At 39.6% G+C, this 17,658-nt stretch carries 19 protein-coding genes; 3 read left to right on the forward strand and 16 right to left on the reverse strand.

All coding sequences use genetic code 11. From position 1 onward, the window contains the following. Nucleotides 1-128: 128 nt before the first annotated feature. The 14 genes from CXF72_RS02890 to yceD all read right to left on the reverse strand — a co-directional run bounded on the left by CXF72_RS02890 (nt 129) and on the right by yceD (nt 12,091). Complete coding sequence (locus CXF72_RS02890; RefSeq protein ID WP_011769499.1) at nt 129-332, reverse strand: cold-shock protein; 204 nt, start codon at nt 330-332, stop codon at nt 129-131. A gap of 810 nt (nt 333-1,142) precedes the next feature. Then, nucleotides 1,143-1,919 carry a TatD family hydrolase gene (locus CXF72_RS02895; RefSeq protein WP_101036778.1) on the reverse strand — a complete coding sequence of 259 codons (777 nt, stop codon included), beginning with the start codon at nt 1,917-1,919 and terminating at the stop codon, nt 1,143-1,145. Nucleotides 1,920-2,031: 112 nt separating this feature from the next. Next, nucleotides 2,032-3,060 (reverse strand): DNA polymerase III subunit delta', encoded by a 1,029-nt coding sequence (holB, locus tag CXF72_RS02900; protein WP_101036779.1) that lies wholly within the window; start codon nt 3,058-3,060, stop codon nt 2,032-2,034. A gap of 1 nt (nt 3,061) precedes the next feature. Further along, on the reverse strand, nt 3,062-3,733 hold the full coding sequence (gene tmk, locus CXF72_RS02905; RefSeq protein ID WP_101036780.1) for a dTMP kinase: 672 nt from the start codon (nt 3,731-3,733) through the stop codon (nt 3,062-3,064). Between the two features lie 4 nt (nt 3,734-3,737). After that, entirely contained in the window at nt 3,738-4,736 is a 999-nt protein-coding gene (mltG, locus tag CXF72_RS02910; RefSeq protein ID WP_101036781.1) for an endolytic transglycosylase MltG, read from the reverse strand. Then, a complete protein-coding gene (pabC, locus tag CXF72_RS02915; RefSeq protein WP_101036782.1) occupies nt 4,726-5,562 on the reverse strand; it encodes an aminodeoxychorismate lyase in 837 nt (278 codons plus the stop codon). Before pabC ends, mltG begins: the two co-directional genes overlap by 11 nt. Before the next feature lie 72 nt (nt 5,563-5,634). Next, entirely contained in the window at nt 5,635-6,876 is a 1,242-nt protein-coding gene (fabF, locus tag CXF72_RS02920; protein ID WP_101036783.1) for a beta-ketoacyl-ACP synthase II, read from the reverse strand. A gap of 170 nt (nt 6,877-7,046) precedes the next feature. Continuing rightward, nucleotides 7,047-7,280 (reverse strand): acyl carrier protein, encoded by a 234-nt coding sequence (gene acpP / locus CXF72_RS02925; protein ID WP_101036784.1) that lies wholly within the window; start codon nt 7,278-7,280, stop codon nt 7,047-7,049. Nucleotides 7,281-7,454: 174 nt separating this feature from the next. After that, nucleotides 7,455-8,189, reverse strand: coding sequence for a 3-oxoacyl-ACP reductase FabG (gene fabG / locus CXF72_RS02930; RefSeq protein ID WP_101036785.1), 735 nt, complete (start codon nt 8,187-8,189; stop codon nt 7,455-7,457). A gap of 2 nt (nt 8,190-8,191) precedes the next feature. Further along, a complete protein-coding gene (gene fabD / locus CXF72_RS02935; protein ID WP_101036786.1) occupies nt 8,192-9,133 on the reverse strand; it encodes an ACP S-malonyltransferase in 942 nt (313 codons plus the stop codon). 216 nt (nt 9,134-9,349) lie between these two features. Then, entirely contained in the window at nt 9,350-10,309 is a 960-nt protein-coding gene (locus tag CXF72_RS02940; RefSeq protein WP_101036787.1) for a beta-ketoacyl-ACP synthase III, read from the reverse strand. Continuing rightward, a complete protein-coding gene (gene plsX, locus CXF72_RS02945) occupies nt 10,302-11,342 on the reverse strand; it encodes a phosphate acyltransferase PlsX (RefSeq protein ID WP_101036788.1) in 1,041 nt (346 codons plus the stop codon). The genes CXF72_RS02940 and plsX overlap by 8 nt, the downstream gene beginning before the upstream one ends. Before the next feature lie 35 nt (nt 11,343-11,377). Further along, a complete protein-coding gene (rpmF, locus tag CXF72_RS02950; RefSeq protein WP_101036789.1) occupies nt 11,378-11,551 on the reverse strand; it encodes a 50S ribosomal protein L32 in 174 nt (57 codons plus the stop codon). Between the two features lie 18 nt (nt 11,552-11,569). Beyond that, complete coding sequence (gene yceD, locus CXF72_RS02955; RefSeq protein WP_101036790.1) at nt 11,570-12,091, reverse strand: 23S rRNA accumulation protein YceD; 522 nt, start codon at nt 12,089-12,091, stop codon at nt 11,570-11,572. 285 nt (nt 12,092-12,376) lie between these two features. Between yceD and CXF72_RS02960 the strand changes: the two genes are divergently transcribed. Further along, nucleotides 12,377-12,961 (forward strand): Maf family protein, encoded by a 585-nt coding sequence (locus CXF72_RS02960; protein WP_101036791.1) that lies wholly within the window; start codon nt 12,377-12,379, stop codon nt 12,959-12,961. A gap of 38 nt (nt 12,962-12,999) precedes the next feature. Here the strand turns inward: CXF72_RS02960 and uvrB are convergent, their stop codons facing one another. Then, entirely contained in the window at nt 13,000-15,012 is a 2,013-nt protein-coding gene (gene uvrB / locus CXF72_RS02965) for an excinuclease ABC subunit UvrB (RefSeq protein ID WP_101036792.1), read from the reverse strand. Nucleotides 15,013-16,124: 1,112 nt separating this feature from the next. On the opposite strand from uvrB, the gene CXF72_RS02970 reads away from it, so the two are divergent. Together CXF72_RS02970 and CXF72_RS02975 are read left to right on the forward strand one after the other, a co-directional pair. After that, entirely contained in the window at nt 16,125-16,718 is a 594-nt protein-coding gene (locus tag CXF72_RS02970) for a YajG family lipoprotein (RefSeq protein WP_101036793.1), read from the forward strand. Nucleotides 16,719-16,742: 24 nt separating this feature from the next. Next, nucleotides 16,743-17,285 (forward strand): peptidylprolyl isomerase, encoded by a 543-nt coding sequence (locus tag CXF72_RS02975; protein ID WP_101036794.1) that lies wholly within the window; start codon nt 16,743-16,745, stop codon nt 17,283-17,285. A gap of 105 nt (nt 17,286-17,390) precedes the next feature. Here CXF72_RS02975 and minE read toward each other — a convergent pair whose 3' ends face one another. Beyond that, nucleotides 17,391-17,657, reverse strand: a complete 267-nt coding sequence (gene minE, locus CXF72_RS02980; RefSeq protein ID WP_101036795.1) for a cell division topological specificity factor MinE — start codon at nt 17,655-17,657, stop codon at nt 17,391-17,393. Between the last annotated feature and the right edge of the window lies 1 nt (nt 17,658).

Here is a 17,658-nt window from a genome sequence, read left to right on the forward strand (position 1 = left end):
AACAGCGCCTGCCTTTATGCGCAAAACTAAAAATACTGGCGGCAACAGCGCCTGCCTTTGTGCGTAAAACTAACAATACGGCAACAGCGCCTATCCTGACTCTGTTACCGTAGAATACTTACCATTCATTAAAGAGGCACAACGTTATTGGCACAGGGTCCCTTCTGACCCTCCCCGACTTCATATTCAACTTTCTGGCCTTCGTTGAGGGTCGCATACCCTCCCGTTTTAATTTGAGAATGGTGTACGAATAAGTCGTTCCCCCCCTCCTCAGGTGTAATAAAACCAAAACCTTTATCTGCATTAAACCACTTAACTGTCCCAATACTCATAACGTAAATCCTCTTTTATATCTTACCTCGGCCTTTCTACCATAATAAAAATTCAGATCGGCAAAGCCAGTAATATAGTATTTATTTAAATAGCAAAAAATTTGACTGCATGTTTGCCAGTAATACCAATCTATATAATTAAATCACCTAAACTGCTTGGCAAAATGGATGATAACAAAGTGTTTTATTGACCAATAGTTCTCTATTGGACTTGAAATAACCTTGTTATCCTCTGTTTTAACCAGCATGGTTGATTAGATATTTATGCAGATCAGTATAATTCAACCTGGCACAGTAAATTGTAGTTCATCATCAGCAAAATGAGCCAAAGAGAACTAAAAAAATTACGCTTAAAAATAGAGATAAAATTGATTTTATCGCGCATAACAGGTGATAATTTAAAGATAAAAACACCTCTTAGCCTAATAATTAAGAATAGTTTAAAACAATTTCTCTTCGGTAAAAGATGAAGATAGAGGGGAATGACGGGGCTAGGCCGGAAGTTAGAGCGCCTATTCATAATGCTTTACATTTTTGGCTAAAAAACACTCTTGGCGATTTGCACATTGAGGTGACTAATATAATTGGAAAATCCGTCTATTTTCACGATACCACCATTTTTTAGAGGGGCTGGGAACCCGTTATGCCATCAATACTAGTGTAAAATTGAGAAGAGAAGATAAGATCAAATAATGACCGCAATCAGCGGGGTCTGCTTGATAAGATAACACTATTTCCTTATCAAGCCCTTTTTTATCAAAACCTTATTTATAAAGCCCTGGTTATAACCCCTTATTAATAAACAAGGTTTTATTGTTGCGCATGCGCAAACAACCTAAAAAAGTTAGCGGTTGTCACTGCAGCCAACTCTTCTAATGTGACACCTTTTAAGGTCGCAACAAATTGAGCCACATCGCGCGTATAAGCAGGCTCATTTTCCTGCCCTCGATGTGGAACAGGCGCTAAATAGGGAGCATCGGTTTCAACTAATAAGCGCTCCAATGGAATTTCTTTAATGACTGCTTGTAACTCCTTTGCATTTTTAAAGGTAACAATGCCTGAAACCGAAATGTAAAAGCCCATCTCCATTGCCGCCTGGGCCATTTCTAAGGATTCCGTAAAACAATGCAACACACCGCCAACCTGCTCAGCGCCCTCGCTGCGCAAAATTTCTAAGGTCGCTTCACGCGCATCACGGGTATGCACTATTATCGGTTTGTTAACTATTTTTGCCACGCGAATTTGGCTTCTAAAAGAAGCTTCCTGCTCGGCTTTATTTTCTGGCGAATAGAAAAAATCCAGACCCATCTCACCTATCGCAACGACTTTTTCCTGCCGAGCATATTCAAGTAACAGGTCCTCATTAAGCACTTCATCCTGATAGAGCGGGTGCACACCACAGGAGCTGAATATCTCCTGGAATGGCGCGATTAATTCAGCCATTGCAGGATAATCTTTTAAGGTCACGCAGACACTTAACAGGTGGTCTATCCCCTGTTCTTTGGCTTTATTAACCACGTCAGATAAATCTTTATGCTTATTTTTGTAATCTAAACGATCCAGGTGACAGTGTGAATCTACTAACATTTTAATTCCTTAATTTACCTATTCTGTAAAAATTGTTAACGCTTATTAGGATCAAACAGAAAGCAGCTTCTTGCTCACTATCAATCTGTCCTTGCGCGGTGAGCATTAAAAATCACTTAAACTCATTTTTTATTTTTATTAGCAGCGCATTAATCAAAAGTTCTTTTTTTAATGCCGAATGATCAACTAACAGGTTACGCGTTTGCAACAATTCGCCGCATAAAAAACGTAAACTTTTTAAGCTTATTTGATTTTTCCAAATCTGTAATTGTGGATAAGCAAATCCATACACCGCATCGTTTTCTAACTGAATTTCGTTGCCGGCAATACATTCGGATAATTTGAGCTTGTGTAAATCATGTAAAAGATAAAAAAGTAATAACAAACGTTGTTCCGCTTGTTCCGCCAGAAACGCGCTAAAGGTAAATAAAGTTTCCGGATTACTGAGTAAATAAAACACCCCCTCGACACAATCTTTGCGTTGATCATCAATCGTTTCTGCCCGCACACTCTGTAAGTGATTTAATAAGGCAAAAGGACTATTTTGATAGAGACGCAATAACCCTATATCGCGAACATTAAATCCCTGCAACGCAAGCCAAGCGAACAACTCGGTATCTTCGGGCGTGTGTAAATGGGTATGCTGAACACGGCTTAATAAGGTCGGCATAAGTTGGTGATGGCTGCGCGTAAGTAAAATCAAGTAACTATTACCCTGTGGCTCTTCCAGGGTTTTAAGTAATGCATTGGCGGCTGCCGTGGTTAATAAGTTGGCATTTTTAATAACAACCACTTTGTTATCCCCTAAATGAGGACGCTCATTAAGCTTAGCGATTAGGTTTCTTACCTGTTCAATGCCGATAGATTTATTGGTTTCATTTTGTAAAAGATGAAAATCTAAATGATTTTGCGCCTCAAAAAGCTGACAGGAATGACAATGTCCACAGGCCGCGGCTTGTTTATTGGAGCATAAAAGGTACTTAGCAAGGTGCTTTCCAAGTTCGAATTTCCCAATGCCCGCACAACCTGTAAATAATAAAGCATGCGCAAATCGCCCCGCCTGAAAAGTGTTTATTAATTGCTTAAATACCGGCGTTAACCAGGGGGTAACGACGGATTTATTGCTGTTTTCCAAGTTCATATCAAGCAAGACTCATTACCCATTTATCCAAGGCCAAAAAGATAGATTTTTCAACTAACGCCGGGGACTGACTCGCATCTATGGTGACTGCATTTTTATCCTTTGCCACTAAGGAAAGGAAAACGGCGCGTGTACGATCAAAAAAATCAATCGCTTGCCGCTCAATGCGATCTAACTCTCCACGCCCTTTTGCCCTTGTTAAACCAAGTTCGGGATCAATATCCAGATAAAGCGTTAAATCTGCCTTAAAGTCGCCTAATGCCACCTTTTTGATCACGTCAATAAGCCCTAAATCAATACCTCGCCCGCCACCTTGATAAGCTAAAGAGGAATAGTTATGGCGATCACCGACAACCACTTTTTCCGCCATTAGTGCCGGTTTAATAACATGCTCAACGAGTTGCACACGGGCCGCATACATCAGTAATAATTCCGCTTTATCATCTAATTTTTCACCCGTGATTTCCATCTTCACTATATCGCGCATTTTTTCCGCCAATGCGGTGCCACCGGGCTCACGAGTATAAACGGTATCGCAGGTCGCAATATTCTGCCCGGCTAACCACTTGGTTATATAAGAGACAGCCGTACTTTTCCCCGCGCCCTCAAGGCCTTCTATAACGATAAATTTACTTATTAACTTGTCTGCAGCTGACTTTTTTGAAACCGGCATGTTGTTATTTTCCTAAAATATATTTTTGCACAGCATTATTATGCTCTCTAAGACTCTTAGAGAAATAAGAGGTGCCATCCCCCTTGCTCACGAAGTACAAGTATTTTGTTGTCGAGGGATGCAGCGTTGCATACAGCGCAGCTTCGCTTGGCATCGCGATGGGTGTCGGGGGCAAACCATTAATACGGTAAGTGTTATAAGGCGTTTCCTCACGCAGATCTTTACTGCGAATTCGTCCATCATAACGATCCCCCATACCATAAATAACGGTTGGATCGGTTTGTAAGCGCATACCAATGCGCATGCGGTTAACAAAAACCGAGGCGATTTTATCGCGATCAGCTGATAAGCCACTTTCTTTCTCAACGATAGATGCGAGAATCAGTGCTTCATAGGGCGTTTTAAAAGGCAGCTCTTTATCCCTGTCAGCCCATAATTTTTCTAATATCTGCTGTTGATTTACATAGGATTTTTTGATTATCTGGAAAGCAGTCATGCCCGCACTGTAATGATAAGTTTCAGGAAATAACAAACCTTCTAACTTTTTATGAGAACTCTTCAGGCGCTTTAATATCTGTGCTTCGGTTTCCTGTAACGGTTTAATAAAAGGAGCATTATTTAATATCGGCAACCATTCCTTAAACGTGCTGCCTTCAACAAAGGTAATAATGAATTGATGCTCAATACCTTCATTAACCGTCATTAATATATCATTTAAGGTAAAGCCCGGTTCAAACTGGTAAGTACCTGATTTTATATTGATTAATTCAGGATGTAGTTTACCCAGCACTTTCCACCAAGTCAGATCAGTGATGATTTCTGTCTTTAACAGGTTACCGCCTAAACGATGAAAATTACTGCCATTATTAATAGTGAATAAGGTAGGTTGCGTAACCAGAGCCGTGTTTAAGTAATGGTTTAATTTTTTCTGCCCCCAAATAACACTGCCTAAAACCAGGAATATCAAAAAAAATAGGCTAAAGATAATTTTTTTAGTCGGCATTAAGCATCTCTCCTTTTTCTACCAGTGACTGTAATTGCTGTATATGCAAAAAATTTGATTTAGGGTAACAATGGGATTGGTATTGAATCACAGGTACTATTCCCATTAATGCGTTGCTTAAGCACACAGCTTGGGCATTTAATAGATCATTTTTGGTTATCTTCATTACCGTAATCGGCTGCCCCGCTTTGGCTGATAATTCCATAATTTGTCGACGTTTAACACCTTTAACACCACAACCATCAAGCTTTGGTGTCACCCACTGATTTTTTAGTTTGAGAAAAATATTAGCACTGCAAGCTTCAATAACATAACCATCATTATCACAAACTATCCCCTCAAAGGCATGTTGCGCTTCTAATTCATGTTTTATCAATATTTGCTCTAAACGATTTAATGTTTTTAAACCCGCTAATTGTCTATTAATGGCTAATTTCTGCTCGCATTGAATGACTTTTAATCCATCCTCTTGCCATTGTTGATAAAATGCAGGGTAAGGATGGACAGATAAAATACGTTGTGGTGAATGGCAGCCCTGAATACTATAACCCCGCCCGCCAGAGCCGCGTGTTAGCATCACTTTAATCACTGCAAACGGCTGATCACTAACACTCTTTGCTAAAGAGTGCAGTTCGCTCGACAATAATAACCAATCAACATCAGGAAAAAAAAGCTTTTTCGCACCCAATTGCAATCTTTGCAGGTGATAATCCCAGAGCTGCACAATACCCTGTTCAACTTTTATGGTTGAGAACAGACCATCCCCGTAGGCTAACCCCCGGTCATCGGCTGCAATTGTTGTAGATTCAGTGCCGTTTATTAACATAAATTCAGTTCTGTTAGCTATAAAAAACCCGATTATAGAATCGGGTTGTTATTTTAACTTTATTTGGCAAGACTAGATACGTTTAAAGATCAACGAAGCGTTTGTTCCACCAAAACCAAATGAGTTTGACAAAACATACTCAAGATTAGCAGGACGGGCTTTACCATCGGTCACATAATCTAAATCACAACCTTCACTGGGGTTTTCCAGGTTGATAGTGGGTGGAGCAAGCTGATCTTTTAAAGCCAGTACGCTAAAGATAGCCTCAATTGCACCCGCGGCACCCAAAAGGTGTCCGGTCATTGATTTTGTTGAACTCATCATTACATCGTTAACTGCATCACCCCAAACCGTTTTTACTGCTTGGTTTTCAGCGAGATCACCCGCAGGTGTAGAAGTACCATGGGCATTAATATATTGAATATCAGTGGCGTTAATTTTAGCATCTTTAAGGGCATTTCTCATTGCCGCGGCAGCGCCTGCGCCGTCAGCTGGAGGGGACGTCATGTGGTAGGCATCGCCGCTCATACCAAAACCAACGAATTCTGCATAAATTTTTGCACCCCGCGCTTTGGCATGTTCATATTCTTCTAACACTAATACGCCTGCGCCATCACCCAGTACAAAACCATCACGATCTTTATCCCAGGGACGACTTGCTGTTTCAGGAGAATCATTACGTGTCGATAAAGCGCGTGCAGCACCAAAACCGCCCATGCCCAATTCCGTTGAGGCTTTTTCCGCACCGCCAACGATCATCATGTCAGCATCACCGTATTGGATCATACGCGCACCCAAACCGATACTGTGTGTTCCGGTTGTACACGCAGTGGTGACCGCAATATTTGGACCTTTTAGGCCTTTATTGATTGATACATGTCCAGAGATCATATTAATGATGGTTGAAGGGACAAAAAATGGGCTTATCTTACGCGGACCACTTTTAGCAAAACTGTCTTTGTTTTTCTCAATTAACCCTAAACCGCCAATGCCGGATCCGATAGCAACGCCAATGCGATCTTCATTTTCCGCTGTTACAAGGATCCCTGAGTCTTGAAATGCTTGTTCCGCAGCAGCAACGCCATACTGAATAAACAGATCCATTTTACGGGCTTCTTTACGCGGCATATATTCTTCGACATTAAAGTCTTTAATCAAACCGGCAAATTTTGTAGAAAACAGTGTTGTATCAAAAAAATCAATATTTGAGATACCACTTTCCCCTGATTTAACCGCTTCCCATGACTTATCAACCGTGTTGCCTACGGGTGATATCATCCCTAAGCCTGTGATAACAACTCTTCTTTTTGACATTATAACTTCTCCTAATATGCATAAATTAGACTAAATAAATACTCATTTAAAGATAAAATTTAAGTGTTAATTTAGTTAGTATAATTATTCGTTTAAACGCTGTACAGTGGATACACAAAAGGCGGTCAAAAGACCGCCTTTAGAAAGACTTTATCATTTAAAAACAATGATTAACCGTTATTTACAACGTAATCGATAGCTGATTGAACAGTGGTGATTTTCTCAGCTTCTTCGTCTGGGATTTCTGTATCAAACTCTTCTTCAAGAGCCATTACAAGCTCAACAGTATCTAGAGAATCTGCACCCAGATCGTCAACAAAAGAAGCTTCGTTTTTAACTTCGTCTAGTTGAACACCAAGTTGCTCAACTATGATGTTTCTTACGCGTTCTTCGATATTGCTCATGGTTATTTTCCTTTGTGTATTACGCAGTTGCGCTAATGGTAATAACAACAATATATGCTATTACGTTTAATTTCGAGCATTGTACCACTAGTTAAAAATTATTTTTAAGGATATTAGCCAAAACTTGTCTAAATGCCCATTTTTTAACTATCAAATGTAAATATATAGTCAGAATTAGACCATATACATACCACCGTTTACATGGATGGTTTCACCGTTTATATAAGCTGCGCCATCCGAGGCTAAAAATGCAACTGTTGCTGCAATCTCTTTGGGGTCTCCGAGACGACCGGCAGGCACGGCAGATAAAGTCGCAGCACGTTGCTCGTCCGTTAATGCTTTAGTCATATCCGTTTCAATAAAACCCGGTGCAACAGTATTAACCGTAATACCGCGACTTGCAACTTCACGCGCTAAGGATTTAGTAAAACCAATAACACCTGCTTTAGCCGCAGCGTAATTAGTTTGTCCCGCATTTCCCATCGTACCGACCACTGAACCGACATTAATAATACGGCCCTGACGTTTTTTCATCATTGCACGGATAGCCGCTTTACTCATTTTAAAAATAGGCGTCAAGTTAGTGCCAATGATGTCATTCCACTCATCATCTTTCATGCGCATTAATAAATTATCACGCGTGATCCCGGCATTATTGACCAGTATATCCACCGCGCCATATTGTTTTTTAATATCAGCAAATAGTGCAGCAATTGAGTCATTATCTGTCACATTTAAGACAAAACCTTTACCTGCTTCACCAAGATAGTCGCTGATCGCATTGGCGCCATTTTCACTGGTTGCCGTCCCTAAAACAGTTGCACCTAATGCAGCAAAATGCTCTGCAATTGCGCGACCAATACCACGACTGGCACCCGTCACTAATACAACTTTATTCTGCATGCTCATCTTTATTCTCCTTTAACTGCAACTAATGCTTTTTCAAGCGTCGCACTATCGTTAATAACTTGTGCCGTTAGACTCTTATTGATACGACGCACTAAACCACTTAATACTTTACCAGGGCCCGCTTCAACTTGTATTGTGATGCCATCGCCTGCCATTTTTTCAACAATATCACTCCAACGCACCGGACAAAATAATTGACGGATAAGCGCATCTTTAATTTTTTCAACGTCACTTTCGGCAATCACATCGACATTATTAATGACGGCAATTTTTGGGGTATTAAAATGGATGGATTGTAATGCAACGGCCAATTTTTCTGCAGCGGGTTTCATCAAGGCACAATGAGATGGAACACTGACGGGCAAAGGCAGCACACGTTTTGCGCCAGCTTCTTTTAATAAAAGACCAGCACGCTCAACGGCTTCTTTATTACCCGCAATAACCACTTGACCCGGTGAATTAAAGTTAACCGGCGAAACAACTTGTCCCTGTGCAGCTTGCACACAACATTCGGCAATTTTATCATTATTCAAACCGATAATGGCAGACATTGCACCGGTACCTGCAGGAACAGCTTGTTGCATTAGCTGTCCGCGTAATTCAACCAATTTAACGGCATCTTTAAATTCAATCACCCCGGCGCAGACTAATGCCGAGTATTCACCCAAACTATGGCCTGCAATAACAGAAGGTGTTGGGCCCTTTTCCTGTGCCCAAACGCGCCAAAGTGCAACGGAAGCCGTTAATAAAGCGGGTTGCGTTTTATCTGTTTGGTTTAATGTTTCCACAGGGCCCTGTTGAACAAGATCCCAAAGATCGTAACCTAGTACATCACTTGCTTCTTTAAACGTTTCAATTACAACGGGATAAGATTGTGCAAGCTCAGCCAACATGCCGACATGTTGCGAGCCTTGACCGGGGAAAGCAAATGTAAAGTTTGTCATCTTTTATATTTCCTGATAATGATTAATTTTTCGTAGCTACTCAATACGCACTTGTAACGGTTAATGAAATGCTCAAAACTAGATATTGTATTAAGCACCTTTCTAGCGTTGAGTATTTGCGCATAAAAAGTTACATATTCGAACGATGGAACTTTTAACGCCTATAAACCACTACATATAGCAATAAGGTGCTGAATAGTTTTAATTTTAATTGATTCACATGCGCACTAGCGCAGAGCCCCAAGTAAATCCACCGCCAAATGCTTCTAATAAGATTAACTGGCCGGGTTTTATTTTTCCTGAACGTACTCCCTCATTTAAGGCGAGCGGGACAGATGCGGCAGAGGTATTACCCTGATTTTCAAGCGTTAAAATAACTTGATCCATGGACATACCCAATTTTTTTGCGGTCGCAGTAATAATACGCTTATTAGCCTGATGTGGGACTAACCAGTCTAGCTGCTCTTTTTCAATATTATTGGCAGCCAGTGTATCAACAACGACTTGGCTTAACTTTTTAACAGCAACTTTAAAAACATCGTTACCCGACATTGATAAGTAAGCTTCATGAACTGATTGAGGATTACCACGCTGCGCATTGGGTAATTTTAACAACTCACCAAAACGGCCATCTGCATTAATATGGGTTGATAAAATACCTTCATCCTCAGTGGCACTAATAACAGCCGCACCGGCACCATCACCAAATAAAATAATAGTCGAACGATCCGTTGAATCACAAGTTGCAGCTAAAGTATCAGCCCCTATGACTAATATTTTTTTTGCACTGCCGGCTTTAATAAAGTTATCAGCAACACTTAATGCATAGGTAAAACCGGCACAAGCGGCTGAAATATCAAAGGCAGGTATATCATATATACCTAATAAATTTTGTATTTCACAGGCGGCTGAAGGGAATGCATTATGGTTACTTGTCGTCCCTACAATGATCAGATCCAAGTCTTCAGCGGTTAAATGGGCTGCCTGCAACGCTTGCAAAGCAGCTTCTTTACCCATAAAGGCAATTGTCTCTTGTTGATTGGCAATACGACGCTCTTTAATACCTGTGCGGGTTGTGATCCATTCGTCACTGGTATCAACCATTTTTTCTAAGTCGTCGTTGCTACGCACTGTGACTGGTAAATAACCACCAGTACCTATAATTTTACTATTCATGTAATAAACCATCTCGCTCTGATAATACAGTTTCTAACTTTTTTGAAATACTTGCAGGAATCTGCCATTGAATCTCTTGTATGGCATGCTCAATAGCGCAGGTAAATGCAATTTCGTTGGCGCTGCCATGACTTTTTACAACAATACCACGTAATCCAATTAAACTTGCGCCATTATACATATCCGGATGCAAATGTTTTAATTGCTTTTTTAATATGGGTCTTAATAATTTACCCAGCAACTTGCTGTATAAACTTGAATTTATCGCTTTATCCAATTGTTCACTGAAGACTCGCCCCATCCCTTCACAACTTTTCAGTGCAATATTCCCACTAAAACCATCGGTCACAATAATATTCGACCGGCACGTAAATAACTCGTTAGCTTCAACAAACCCGGCATAATTTATATGCTTAGTGTGCTTTAACAATTCGGCACAACGCTGGATCACATCCCCACCTTTATTCTTTTCTTTGCCAACATTTAAAATAGAGACACGGGGAGAATTAATTTGGTCAACCTTTTCACAAAGCACACTGCCCATCACCGCAAAATTAAATAGAGTCTGACTGTCACATTGTAAATTAGCGCCTAAATCAAGCATATAAGTATGCCCTAAATGCATGTTAGGTATTGATGAGATAAGTGCAGGACGGGAGATACCCGGCAGAGTTTTTAAAGCTTGCTTGGCGAGCAACATTAATGCCCCGGTATTACCCGCACTGACACAAGCATCAGCTTTACCCTGTGACACAAGTTTAAGGGCAATATGCATAGATGAATCTGACGTATGACGTAATGCATAAACCGGATTAACTTCCATAGAGATTTCGTTATCAGCATGAATTAAATTTAAGCGAGGATGCTCTAATAGCTGGTTTTTTTTAAAAAAAGGGAGCAGTTGAGTGCGGTTTCCCACAATAATAACGTATAGGTTGGGGTGTAGCTGGAGTGATTTCAAAGCGGCTAAAATAGGAATATGGGGGCCGACATCGCCCCCCATTGCATCGATGGCAATAGTAAGTTTAGACAATCTAATTGCTTACTGTTGGATCATTTTGTAATTACTTACAGTTCGATCACTTTTTTGCCACGATAAAAACCATCAGCAGTCATGTGATGACGACGGTGAGTTTCACCAGAAGTTGCATCAACAGAAAGTTGCGCTGGAGCGCTTAGTGCATCATGTGAACGACGCATGCCGCGTTTTGAACGAGTTTTACGACTTTTTTGTACAGCCATGTTAAAAATTCCTACTAGTTACTTGTGCTTTAATTGAGCTAGAGCATCAAATGGGTTGGGACGCTGTTCCACTTCATCAATTTCACCAAAGGTAAGTTCAAACTTACTTTGCTGACATTCTTCAATTGCATGTTTTGCAATTTGCGGAAGAGTCACTATCAGTTCATCTTCTACAACTTGATGAAGATTCACCTCACCATTTTCATCATAATAAATGGCTTCGTAGGCGTCAGGTAAATTATTTTCCTGTTCTTGGTTATGAACAGGACAGTATTTAAATTCAGCTTCACACTGATAAATCATAGGCTCATTGCACCGTTGACAAATAAGCTCTACTGCAACACTGGCTTTACCATCAAATATTCTTAGCTTTTGCTTATCAATATCGAATGAAAAAGCAGTCTTGATATCAGACTGAATACTGATTGTTGACTCTGCCAGTCTACTCAAAAGCGCTTTTGGAATTATAGCGTCTAACTCCAACTGATTTTGTGCAGCTCTAACAGGATCAACCATAATCGGTAATTTAACGTTTTGCATGGGCGCGAATACTATAGATTGCTGTCAAGATAGTCAAAGAAAAAGCGCTCTTTTTCTTAAATTTCTCTATTCTAAAGCTTAAATATTTTTTAAGCTTTAGAATAGAGAAGCTTCCGCTCTATAAAGCCTTAGCAGCGAATAAAAACTTACCCCGTTCCACCTATAAACATCTATCAGCTGAACAATTCGCCATCCATATAAAAATATTTTTTAACCTAAACTATCGCTTTATTATTTGTCTCGCCATAAAATGCATTAACCTTAAATTTTAACAGAGAGCATGATATGTCTCAAAAACTGATCTTAGCTTCGACCTCACCTTTTCGGAAAGAATTATTAGAAAAGCTCAATCTGGTATTTGATACTGCCAAACCTGATGTTGATGAAACAGCACGGCCCGAAGAGACCGCTGTCCAACTGGTAGAACGTTTAGCAATAGCAAAAGCACAAGCTATTGCGCCTGAATTTGCTGACGCATTAATCATTGGTTCTGATCAAGTCTGCGTGAATCAAGGAAAAATTCTTGGTAAACCCGGTAATGTCGCTAATGCCTTTCAGCAGTTAAAGGCCGCAAGTGGTCAACGTATTACTTTTTATACTGGGCTTGCATTGCTTAATACTCGGACAGGTACGGTGCAATCACTGGTTGAGCCTTATGTGGTGCAGTTTCGAACATTAAGCGATCAAATGATCAGCCATTATCTGGAGAAAGAGCAACCCTTCAATTGTGCCGGCAGCTTTAAAAGTGAAGGTTACGGCATTGCTCTTTTTGAATCCTTAGCAGGAAAAGATCCAAACAGCCTGATTGGATTACCACTCATTTCATTAATTAACATGTTGGAAAAAGAGAACTTCCCCGTGCTAGGTTAAAACCTTTTTCATCCTAAGCGTTTAAAACGCTTAGGATGTTAACCCACACTTACTAATTGCTCGTGTAACTTAGTGACCTCATCTCGAAGTAAAGCCGCTTTTTCAAACTCTAAATTTTTAGCACAGGCAAACATCTGTTTTTCTGATAATGCGATCTGTTTAAGAATATCCTGTTCACTGTGTATCTGGTAATTTGCTTTATATTCAGCCACCTTACCCTGTTTTAAGTTACCTTTTTTGAGGTCTCGTTGTCCCAACTGCATCACATCATTAACTTGTTTCGACAAACCCTGCGGAATAATGCCATTTTCAATATTAAATTGATTTTGTAATGTACGCCGATCTTCGGTTATTTTGATCGCTTTTTGCATAGAGCCTGTAATACGAGCTGCATATAAAATAGCTTTACCGTTTAAATTACGCGCGGCACGTCCCATGGTTTGAATAAGTGAACGTTCAGATCGTAAAAATCCCTCTTTATCCGCATCTAAAATAGCCACCAAAGAAACTTCCGGAATATCCAGACCTTCGCGTAACAAGTTAATGCCGATTAACACGTCGAAAATACCTAAGCGTAAATCTCTGATTATCTCAACACGTTCAACCGTATTCACATCGGAGTGAAGATAACGTGCTTTAATGCCGTGCTCATGTAAATAATCAGCAAGATCTTCCGCCATTCGTTTGGTTAAGGTCGTCACTAAGACACGCTCTTTTAAGGGTAAACGATTATTAATCTCGGAGAGCAGATCATCAACCTGTGTGGCTACCGGGCGAACTTCTATAACAGGATCCAGTAAACCGGTAGGACGTATCACCTGACGTATGATCTCACCTTGAGATTTATTAATTTCATAATCACTGGGGGTTGCTGAAACATAAATAGTTTGCGGCGCTATTTTTTCAAATTCTGCAAATTTTAAAGGCCGGTTATCGAGTGCAGATGGTAACCTGAAGCCATAATTCACCAGGTTTTCTTTACGCGAACGGTCGCCTTTATACATAGCACCAATTTGCGGCACGGTGACATGACTTTCATCAATAATTAATAAAGCATCTTTGGGCAGATAATCAAACAACGTAGGAGGTGCTTGGCCCTCACTGCGCCCCGAGAGGTAACGTGAGTAGTTTTCTATACCGGAGCAATACCCAAGCTCATTCATCATTTCAATATCGTACAGAGTACGTTGTGAGATGCGTTGCTCTTCAATCAGTTTATTCTGCTCAAGAAACTCTTTTTTACGCTCATTGAGCTCGACTTTAATCGCGGCGGCGGCTGTAATGATTTGCTCTCGCGGAGTAACATAATGGGTCTTAGGGTAAACAGTGACACGTGAAAGCTTATCTATTCCTTGGCCGGTAAGCGGATCAAACACTGAAATTTGCTCGACCTCATCATCAAACAATTCAATTCGTAAGGCTTCTTTTTCCGAATCGGCAGGAAAGATATCAATCACTTCACCACGCACGCGAAAGGTACCGCGGCTTAGCTCAGTTTCATTGCGGTTATATTGTAAATCGACTAAACGCTGCAGTATTTCACGGCTTGATATTATTTCACCGACGGTGAGGTGCAGCATCATTTTCAAATAAGCAGTTGGATCGCCCAAACCATATATTGCAGAGACGGAAGCCACTAAGACGACATCTTTGCGTTCTAATAGCGCTTTGGTAGCTGAAAGGCGCATCTGCTCAATATGGGCGTTGATAGCAGCATCTTTTTCGATAAAAGAATCTGAACTGGGGACATAGGCTTCAGGCTGATAATAATCATAATAAGAAACAAAATATTCAACGGCGTTATTGGGAAAAAATTCTTTCATTTCACCGTATAACTGTGCAGCGAGGGTTTTATTGGGCGCAAGAATTAATGTCGGGCGGTTAAGCTTTGCAATCGCATTCGCTAAGGTAAATGTTTTACCCGATCCCGTCACCCCGAGCAAGGTCTGAAAAGCGAGACCAGATTCAAGACCCTCAACTAATTGTTCAATTGCTTGAGGTTGGTCACCAGCAGGTGAGAATTGAGAAACAAGTTGAAAGCGTTTATCCATGTATTACCTCTTATATCCAAACTACCTGAAGATTTAGATTCAAATAGTTTGGCTATATAACCTAAATATTCCAATATTACTCCATAACAGACCACAGCAAAATAGTTAATAGCGCTTTAAAAAATGCTGTCTACACTTAGGTCCCCACCAGAATGCCGACTCCTGCCGCTTGCGTTGTCGGTAGATGATGACGGCATGGCTAAAACACTTTTAAGTGCAAACATATCTTTACTGAACACGCCCCTATCAGGATAAATATCTTGATAGCAGAAGGTTTTTCGGAAAAGACGTTATGCACCTCAATGTTGAATCTGCTAACAAAAAACAGTGAAAATTATGCTTTAGTAAAAAAAACATCGCCTACCCTGCTTTTAAGTCACTTATCTGGCCGGCATATGGGCTGTTTTATCGATTTTAGCTATTTTAAATAAGCAGATAAAATAGATAACCGATTCATAAAAGCATTATTTGAGCGAACTTTTAATGTAAATAGGACGAATATCGCCTTTAAATAATCAACAATAAAAACCAATCGCTTTCTGTGCATGTCAATCATTTTTTTATTTTTAAGTAAGAATAATTAACATTTAAATATTGACTTTATAACAATTTAATTTTTCTTAACTTATGGCCAAACGCCCCGCCAACAATGCATTTGACATTTGCAACTAATTGTTTTTATTGAATAATTTATTTTGTTCGTTTTTGCTACAATGTAATAAAAACTAAGTAATGATGAGGGCTACAGGCTGCTTTTACAAATCTCCCCACAGAGTTATCCACAGAAAAAGTGGATAACCATTCTAAAGCTAGAGACCATACGGCTTGTAGTACCAAATCAAGTAAAGAAAAAATATCTTAAATATACGATCTTTAAATATTTTTCGACATTTAAAAAAAAACATAAAACATTCAATAACAATAAGGCAGACTAATAAATGACACCTAATAATATAAAATAGATCTTGTTCTACATTTTAAACACTTTATTTTAACAATTAAGATATGAATCATTCAAAACACAGTTCGCTTCTTGATTTAAAAACAGCATAAATTAAACTGATTTGCTATCATCTTTATCTCCCTTTTATTCACCCGTAGGAATATCCGTTATGATTGACGCATGGTCTAAAAAAATCCGGTTTTTAACGTTAGTATCCGCTACCTTTTTTTTGTTTTCTTGCAGTAATGTCCCCAATACAATGCAGGTTCAACCTAACATTACCACTGAAAAAAAAATTCCCGCGATTAATGGCGATATTAATTGGTCACTGAGCAGTCAAGATCGACGTATTGCGCACTACTTAATTGAAATAAGCGCCGGTGATGACGTTGCAACCCTTGTCAATGAATCAAACAGTAGTCGTCTAATTATTCAGCAACATTTAAATGAACAATGGTTGGCTCAGGGATTAAACATTTCCTCTGACAATGCTCATAAAATAGATGTTCAGCTCATTAAATTACTCGCAAAAGTCAAGCAATCTACCTATAAGCATAAAATAAATTCTGAGGTCGTTATAAAAATTCAACTCAAATCTAACAACAAAACATTTAGCAAAACATTTAATTCACGCACACTGTCAGAAGCCCCCCTTAATGCCGATGGGGTAAAAATAAGCGCACAACTCAATAAGCAGTTATCTCTATTGTTAACTGAAATAGTGATCGATCCAGAACTTAATAGCAAACTGGAAAAATTCTAATTTATATCAATACAAGGAAACACCATGAAACACTTATTATCTATTTTTCTGCTCTTTCTTAGCACATCTGTATTTTCGAATGAAAATCCAACTGTTTTAATGGAAACATCCCAAGGCCCGATCATTGTCGAATTGTATCCAACGCTAGCACCCAAAACAGTTGCTAATTTTTTACAATATGTACAAACAGATGCTTATAAGCAAACTACCTTTCACCGTATTATTAATAACTTCATGATTCAGGGGGGTGGTTTTGAGGTGTCTGGAAAAAAAGCGGCTACGGTTGCAGCAATAGAGAATGAATCCCAAAATGGTTTAAGCAATAAACGCGGCACCATTGCCATGGCAAGAACCAACAGTCCGCATTCTGCCACTCGTCAATTTTTTATTAATCACAAAGATAATAATTTTTTGAATGCACAGGGGGACCGCTGGGGTTACAGCGTATTCGGCAAAGTGATTAAAGGAATGGAGGTTGTTGATAAAATAGCAATAGTCAAGACCGACGCTGGCGACAAACCAATTCAGGCTGTTATTATTAATAGCATTTCAGTAAGTAACAAATAAGCACAAAGCATCGGCACTTAAGTCAGTGCTGATTGAAAAACTTTTAGAATCACAGCAGAGGATTAGCAAACGCTCTGCTGGCTTGATGTCATGACCCTTTAAAAATCATTTATTTTTAGGTAAGGTAATATTCACTTCTAATACAGACATATCATCATCGGCATTATCTGAAAATTCACATTTAACATCATTATTTGATATTTTCATAAATTTTCGAATAACCTCAACAATTTCTTTTTGCATTTCAGGTAAATATGCTGGGCACATCGCATTTTTATGTTCGTGCGCAACAATAATCTGCAAACGATCTTTAGCTGATTTCGCACTGCTTTTTTGCGGCTTATCGCTTCTGAAATATCCTAACAATCCCACA

The organism is Psychromonas sp. MB-3u-54, from assembly GCF_002836415.1.
GTDB lineage: Bacteria > Pseudomonadota > Gammaproteobacteria > Enterobacterales > Psychromonadaceae > Psychromonas.